Origin of the sequence: Streptomyces sp. NPDC059853, from assembly GCF_042731495.1 — a bacterium.
Taxonomy (GTDB): domain Bacteria; phylum Actinomycetota; class Actinomycetes; order Streptomycetales; family Streptomycetaceae; genus Streptomyces.
Genome location: NZ_JBHWJL010000270.1, coordinates 1 through 7163, shown reverse-complemented (window position 1 = coordinate 7163; position 7163 = coordinate 1). Strand labels below are relative to the sequence as shown.

The 7163-nt window shown below is 70.2% G+C and carries 9 protein-coding genes; all 9 read right to left on the bottom strand.

Annotation, left to right across the window (positions count from 1 at the left end; all coding sequences use genetic code 11):
- Positions 1-34: 34 nt before the first annotated feature.
- Complete coding sequence (locus ACFV5N_RS22355; protein WP_347227347.1) at positions 35-370, bottom strand: metal-sulfur cluster assembly factor; 336 nt, start codon at positions 368-370, stop codon at positions 35-37.
- A complete protein-coding gene (gene sufU, locus ACFV5N_RS22350) occupies positions 367-822 on the bottom strand; it encodes a Fe-S cluster assembly sulfur transfer protein SufU (protein ID WP_385602668.1) in 456 nt (151 codons plus the stop codon). Before sufU ends, ACFV5N_RS22355 begins: the two co-directional genes overlap by 4 nt.
- Before the next feature lie 13 nt (positions 823-835).
- Complete coding sequence (locus tag ACFV5N_RS22345) at positions 836-2095, bottom strand: cysteine desulfurase (RefSeq protein WP_385602672.1); 1260 nt, start codon at positions 2093-2095, stop codon at positions 836-838.
- A gap of 17 nt (positions 2096-2112) precedes the next feature.
- Positions 2113-2877: a Fe-S cluster assembly ATPase SufC gene (sufC, locus tag ACFV5N_RS22340; RefSeq protein WP_385602665.1), complete on the bottom strand. Its 765-nt coding sequence runs from the start codon at positions 2875-2877 to the stop codon at positions 2113-2115.
- A gap of 7 nt (positions 2878-2884) precedes the next feature.
- Positions 2885-3229 carry a non-heme iron oxygenase ferredoxin subunit gene (locus tag ACFV5N_RS22335; protein WP_019433849.1) on the bottom strand — a complete coding sequence of 115 codons (345 nt, stop codon included), beginning with the start codon at positions 3227-3229 and terminating at the stop codon, positions 2885-2887.
- Positions 3226-4395: a Fe-S cluster assembly protein SufD gene (sufD, locus tag ACFV5N_RS22330; RefSeq protein ID WP_385602662.1), complete on the bottom strand. Its 1170-nt coding sequence runs from the start codon at positions 4393-4395 to the stop codon at positions 3226-3228. Before sufD ends, ACFV5N_RS22335 begins: the two co-directional genes overlap by 4 nt.
- 58 nt (positions 4396-4453) lie before the next feature.
- Positions 4454-5875: a Fe-S cluster assembly protein SufB gene (sufB, locus tag ACFV5N_RS22325; RefSeq protein ID WP_385602659.1), complete on the bottom strand. Its 1422-nt coding sequence runs from the start codon at positions 5873-5875 to the stop codon at positions 4454-4456.
- Positions 5872-6708 (bottom strand): helix-turn-helix transcriptional regulator, encoded by an 837-nt coding sequence (locus tag ACFV5N_RS22320; protein WP_385602656.1) that lies wholly within the window; start codon positions 6706-6708, stop codon positions 5872-5874. Before ACFV5N_RS22320 ends, sufB begins: the two co-directional genes overlap by 4 nt.
- Before the next feature lie 137 nt (positions 6709-6845).
- Positions 6846-7163 (bottom strand): substrate-binding domain-containing protein (locus ACFV5N_RS22315; RefSeq protein WP_385602653.1); only part of this gene is annotated, 318 nt, incomplete at its 5' end.

Sequence of the window (7163 nt, the reverse complement as noted above, 5' to 3'; positions counted from 1 at the left end):
GCCTCCTGGCGTGCTGCCCCGCTTCGCGGGTGCCTCAGACGTTGAAGCCGAGCGCGCGCAGCTGCTCGCGCCCGTCGTCGGTGATCTTGTCGGGGCCCCACGGCGGCATCCAGACCCAGTTGATCTTCAGGTCCTTCACCAGACCGTCGGTCGCCGACTTCGCCTGGTCCTCGATGACGTCCGTCAGCGGGCAGGCCGCCGACGTCAGCGTCATGTCGAGGGTGGCGACGTTGTCGTCGTCGACGTGGATCCCGTAGATGAGCCCGAGGTTCACCACGTCGATGCCCAGCTCGGGGTCCACGACGTCGTACAGCGCCTCGCGGATCTCCTCCTCGCTCGCGGGAGAGATCTCGGTCGTCGTCTCGCTCATGCCGCCTCCTTGTGTACCTGGGCCTGGGCGGTCGCTTCCTTCCACGCCATCCAGCTCAGCAGTGCGCATTTCACCCGCGCCGGGTACTTGGAGACCCCGGCGAACGCCACCGCGTCCTCCAGCAGGTCCTCCATGGCGTCGTCCGGCTCCAGCCGTCCCTTGGACTGCATCAGCTCCAGGAAGGTCTCCTGGATCCGGCGCGCCTCGGCCAGCTCCTTGCCGACCAGCAGCTCGTTCAGCACCGAGGCGCTGGCCTGGCTGATCGAACAGCCCTGCCCCTCGTAGCTGACGTCGCCGATGGTGGTGCCCTCCAGCCGCACCCGCAGGGTGATCTCGTCCCCGCAGGTGGGGTTGACGTGGTGCACCTCGGCGTCGCCCGGGCGCAGGCCGCGCCCGTGCGGGTTCTTGTAGTGGTCCAGGATCACGTCCTGGTACATCGATTCCAGTCGCATGTCCCGGTGCACCTCACCCGAAGAAGCGGCGTACGTACTCAAGCCCGTCGACCAGGGCGTCCACCTCGGCCGGCGAGGTGTACAGATAGAACGACGCCCGCGTGGTCGCCGGAATTCCGTACCGCAGGCACACCGGCCGCGCGCAGTGGTGCCCCACCCGCACCGCGATGCCCTGCTCGTCCAGCACCTGCCCCACATCGTGCGGGTGGATGTCACCCAGCGTGAAGGAGATGGCGGCGCCCCGGTCCTCGGCCGTCGCCGGGCCGATGATCCGCAGCTCGGGCACCTCGGCCAGCCGCGCCAGCGCGTACTCGGTCAGCGCGTGCTCGTGCGCCGCGATCCGGTCCATCCCGATGCCGCTGAGGTAGTCCACGGCCGCGCCGAGCCCGACCGCCTGGGCGATCGGCGGCGTGCCCGCCTCGAACTTGTGCGGCGCCGGGGCGTAGGTGGAGGAGTTCATCGAGACGGTCTCGATCATCTCGCCGCCGCCCAGGAACGGCGGCAGGTCCTCCAGCAGCTCGTGCCGGCCCCACAGGACGCCGATGCCGGTCGGCCCGCACATCTTGTGACCGGTGAAGGCCACGAAGTCGGCGCCGAGGTCCTGCACGTCCAGCACCGCGTGCGGCGCCGCCTGCGAGGCGTCGATCAGCACCAGCGCGCCCACCTCGTGCGCCCGCCGGACGATCTCCCGCACCGGGTTGACCGTGCCGAGGATGTTGGACACCAGCGTGAAGGAGACGATCTTCGTCCGCTCGGTGATGATCCGGTCGAGGGTGGACAGGTCGAGGCGGCCCTCGTCCGTCAGCCCGAACCACTTCAGCTGCGCACCGGTGCGCTGCGCGAGCAGCTGCCACGGCACGATGTTGGAGTGGTGCTCCATCTCCGTGATGACGATCTCGGTGCCGGAGTCGACCCGGTAGGGCTCGTCCGCCCAGCCGAGCATGTTGGCCACCAGGTTCAGCGACTCGGAGGCGTTCTTGGTGAAGATCACCTCGTCCCGGCTGGGCGCGTTGATGAACGCGGCGACCTTGTCCCGGGCGCCCTCGTACAGCTCGGTGGCCTCCTCCGCCAGGACGTGCACACCCCGGTGCACGTTGGCGTTGTGCCGCTCGTAGTACGTGTTCACCGCGTCGAGCACCTGGCGCGGCTTCTGCGAGGAGGCCGCGTTGTCCAGGTAGACCAGCTTCTTGCCGTCGTGCAGCACCCGGTCCAGGATCGGGAAGTCCTTGCGGATCGCCTCGGTGTCCAGGAGGCCGGCCGGGAGGCCCGGCAGGCCCGCCCGCGCGTCGGTCATGAGACGCCACCGCCCTTCGTGTAGGCCTCGTAGCCCTCGGCCTCCAGCTTGTCGGCCAGCTCGGGGCCGCCCGACTCGACGATGCGGCCGCCGGCGAAGACGTGCACGTGGTCGGGGTTGATGTAGCGCAGGATGCGGGTGTAGTGGGTGATCAGCAGGGTGCCGGACTCACCGTTCTCGCGCACCCGGTTCACGCCCTCGGACACGATGCGCAGCGCGTCGATGTCCAGGCCGGAGTCGGTCTCGTCGAGGATGGCGATCTTCGGCTTGAGCAGTTCCAGCTGGAGGATCTCGTGCCGCTTCTTCTCCCCGCCGGAGAAGCCCTCGTTCACGTTGCGCTCGGCGAAGGCGGGGTCCATCTCCAGCCGGGCCATCGCCTCCTTGACCTCCTTGACCCAGGTACGCAGCTTGGGTGCCTCGCCGCGCACGGCGGTGGCGGAGGTGCGCAGGAAGTTGGAGACGGAGACGCCGGGGACCTCGACGGGGTACTGCATCGCCAGGAAGACGCCGGCGCGGGCGCGCTCGTCGACCGACATCTCCAGGACGTCCTCACCGTCGAGGGTGACGGTGCCGCCGGTGACGGTGTACTTGGGGTGGCCGGCCAGCGAGTAGGCCAGGGTGGACTTGCCGGAGCCGTTGGGGCCCATGATGGCGTGCGTCTCGCCCTGCTTCACGGTCAGGTCGACGCCGCGCAGGATCTCGGTGGGGCCGCCTTCGGCTTCGACGGAGACGTGCAGGTCGCGGATCTCAAGGGTTGCCATGGGTGCTTCAGGACTCCTGGGTGACGGAGACGAGCACAGCGGCGCCGGGGCCGTCTCCTTCGATCTTGACGGGGAACACGGGGATGGGGCGGGTCGCCGGCAGCCCGGAGGGCTTGCCGGTGCGCAGATCGAAGCTGGAGCCGTGCAGCCAGCACTCGATCCGGCAGTCCTCCACCTCACCCTCGGAGAGCGAGACATTGGCGTGCGAACAGATGTCGTGGACGGCGAAGACCTCGCCCTCGGTCCGTACCACGGCCACCGGCACCCCGCCCAGCTCCACGCGCTTGGGGGTGTCCTCCTCCAGGTCACCCAGCGCGCAGGCCTTCACGTACGCGGACGCGTCGGCGGTCATGCGATGGACCTCTCCAGCTCGGCGGTGAGCTTGGCGATCAGCCGCTCCTCGACGTCCGGGACGCCGATCTGCTGGATCAGCTCGGCGAAGAAGCCGCGCACCACCAGACGCCGCGCCTCGTCCTCGGGGATACCGCGCGCCATCAGGTAGAACAGCTGCTCGTCCTCGAACCGGCCGGTGGCACTGGCGTGACCGGCCCCGGCGATCTCACCGGTCTCGATCTCCAGGTTGGGGACGGAGTCGACCCGCGCGCCGTCGGTGAGGACGAGGTTGCGGTTCAGCTCGTAGGTGTCGGTGCCGGTGGCGGCGGCCTGGATGACCACGTCGCCGATCCACACCGCGTGCGCGTCCGCGCCCTGGAGCGCCCCCTTGTAGGCCACGTTGCTGCGGCAGTTGGGGGCGGAGTGGTCCACCAGCAGCCGGTGCTCCTGGTGCTGGCCGCCGTCGGTGAAGTACAGGCCGTACAGCTCGGCCTCGCCGCCGGGGCCCGCGTACGTCACCCGGGGGTGGATGCGGACCACGTCGCCGCCGAAGGTGACGACCACCGACTTGAAGGTGGCGTCCCGGCCGACCAGCGCGTTGTGCTGCGAGCAGTGCACGGCGGTGTCGGCCCAGTCCTGCACGGACACCACGGTGACCTTGGCGCCGTCGCCGACGACGAAGTCGACGTTGGCAGCGCGCACGGTGTCACCGGTGTGGTCGAGGACGAGGACGACCTCGGCGAAGGCGCCGATCTGGAAGACGGTGTGCCCGAAGGTGACGCCGCCCTCGCCGTGCACGGACACCCGCACCGGCTCGGTCAGGACCGCCTCGGCGGGCACGGTGACCACGGTCGCCTTCTCCACCGCGCTGAACGCCTGCGCGGCGACCCGGTCCACCGGGGTACCGGCCTTGCCGACCCGGGCGTCGTCGCGGCTCACGGTCTCCACCGTGACGCCGGAGCCCTCGGGGGCGGTCACCTCGGCCTTGACGCTGCCGCCGGCGGTGGCGGCGGCGCTGCCGTCGTGCAGGCCGCGCAGCCGCTCCAGAGGAGTGAAGCGCCACTCCTCCTCACGGCCGGTGGGCACCGGGAAATCGGCCACGTCGAAGGACGGCGGGGCGCTCATCCGGGTGGCGACGGTGGATTCCGCCGCCAGCGCGACCGGATTGGTTGGGGCCTCAGCCATGGGTCTCGTCGTGCTCACTCTCTTGATTGGGGGAAACGGGTCGCGGGCGGGCGCCGGGTCAGCCGACCGAGCCCTCCATCTGCAGCTCGATCAGCCGGTTCAGCTCCAGGGCGTACTCCATGGGCAGTTCCTTGGCGATCGGCTCGACGAAGCCGCGCACGATCATCGCCATCGCCTCGTCCTCGGACAGCCCGCGGCTCATCAGGTAGAACAGCTGGTCGTCGCTCACCTTGGAGACCGTGGCCTCGTGCCCCATGGTCACGTCGTCCTCGCGGACGTCGACGTAGGGGTAGGTGTCGGAGCGGGAGACGGTGTCCACCAGCAGCGCGTCGCACAGCACGTTGGACTTGGAGCCCTCCGCGCCCTCGCCGATCTCGATCAGGCCCCGGTAGGAGGTACGGCCGCCGCCGCGGGCCACCGACTTGGAGACGATGTTGGAGGAGGTGCGGGGCGCCATGTGCACCATCTTGGCGCCGGCGTCCTGGTGCTGGCCCTCGCCCGCGAACGCCACCGACAGGGTCTCGCCCTTGGCGTGCTCGCCCATCAGGTAGATGGCCGGGTACTTCATGGTCACCTTGGAGCCGATGTTGCCGTCGACCCACTCCATGGTGGCGCCCTCGTAGGCCACCGCCCGCTTGGTCACCAGGTTGTAGACGTTGTTGGACCAGTTCTGGATCGTGGTGTAGCGGCAGCGGCCGCCCTTCTTCACGATGATCTCGACGACCGCCGAGTGCAGCGAGTCCGAGTTGTAGATCGGCGCGGTGCAGCCCTCGACGTAGTGCACGTAGGCGTTCTCGTCGACGATGATCAGGGTCCGCTCGAACTGGCCCATGTTCTCGGTGTTGATGCGGAAGTACGCCTGGAGCGGGATGTCCACGTGCACGCCCGGCGGCACGTAGATGAAGGAGCCGCCGGACCACACCGCCGTGTTCAGCGCGGCGAACTTGTTGTCACCGGCCGGGATCACGGTGCCGAAGTGCTCCTGGAACAGCTCCGGGTGCTCCTTGAGCGCGGTGTCGGTGTCCAGGAAGATGACGCCCTGCTGCTCCAGGTCCTCGCGGATCTGGTGGTAGACGACCTCCGACTCGTACTGCGCGGCGACACCGGCGACCAGACGCTGCTTCTCGGCCTCCGGGATGCCCAGCTTGTCGTAGGTGTTCTTGATGTCCTCGGGCAGGTCCTCCCAGCTGGTGGCCTGCTTCTCGGTGGAGCGGACGAAGTACTTGATGTTGTCGAAGTCGATGCCCGACAGGTCCGAGCCCCAGGTGGGCATCGGCTTCTTGCCGAACAGCTTCAGGCCCTTGAGCCGCAGGTTGAGCATCCAGTCCGGCTCGGACTTCTTCTGGGAGATGTCCTTGACGACGTCCTCGTTCAGGCCGCGCTTGGCGGCGGCACCGGCCGCGTCGGAGTCGGCCCAGCCGTACTCATAGGTGCCCAGCCCTTCCAGCTCGGGGTGGGCGGTCTCCGTGGGGAGCGTCATGCGGGGTTCCTCCCGGCAGTGCGTGGTGTCGCTGTGGTGGGTGTCTCCGGCGCCGGTGACGGTGCCGGCCGGTGGCCGGCGGGTGGCCCGGAGGGGACGAAGGTGGTGCAGACGCCGTCGCCGTGCGCGATGGTGGCGAGCCGCTGCACATGGGTGCCCAGCAGGCGGGAGAAGACCTCGGCCTCCGCCTCGCACAGCTGCGGAAAACGCTCGGCGGCGTGCGCCACCGGGCAGTGGTGCTGGCACAGCTGCTCCCCCGGCGCGCCGGGCGCGGTGCGCGCCATCGCAGCGTACCCGTCCTGCGTCAGGGCCTCGGCCAGCGCCCGGGTGCGCCCCTGGGCGCCCTCGCCCGCGGCCTCCAGCCGGTGCCGGTAGCGCTCGCCCTGGGCGGCGGCCCGCTCGCGGGCGAAGGCGAGGACGGCGGCGGCGCCGCGCTCCCCGCCCCCGGCGGCGCGGGCGATGAAGCTCAGCGCCTCCACGGCCAGGGCGTCGTAGGCGTGGTCGAAGGCGTCCCGGCCGCCGTCGGTGAGGGCGAAGACCTTGGCGGGCCGCCCCCGGCCGCGGGAGCCGTAGATCCGCTTCTCGCGGGCCTCGACCACCCCGTCGGCGGCCAGCGCGTCCAGGTGCCGGCGTACGGCGGCCTGGGTGAGGGCGAGCCGGTCGGCCAGCTCGGCGGCGGTGGAGGGGCCGTGGTCGAGGATGGACCGGGCCACCCGCTGCCGGGTGCCGTGCTGCTCCCCGTCCTGGGCGGACGCGGTGGCGGCGCGCGACGGAGCGGCGCCGGCGGCATCCGCTGCCGCCGGCGTCGTACGCTGCGTCTCGCCGTTTTTCACAACGCCATTGTTGCGTAATTCCCGCAAAGCGAGCAAGCCGCGTTCCGGTTCCCGGAAATGCGGTGCGTCACGTAAGGCAAACCTAACCCCCGCCCGGTATCCCGGAACGGGGGCGTGGAGAGTAGGTAAGCCTTGCCTTACTTGGCACCCGGCGGGGGTGCGGTGGACTCGCGGATCACCAGCGACGTCTCCAGCGTCGTCTTGGCGGCGCTCCGGCCGGCCGGCAGGTCGATCGCGTGCAGGAGCAAATCCACCGCCGAGCGGCCCGCCTCCTGGGTCGGCATCGCGATGGAGGTCAGCTTGGGCCGGTTCACCCGCCCCGCGATGGTGTCGTCCACCCCCACCACGCTCACCTCGCGCGGTACCTCGACCCCGCTGTCGGCCAGACCCTCGATGGTCCCGATGGCCATCAGATCGTTGTAGGCGATGACGCCGGTGGCCCCGGCCCCCAGCAC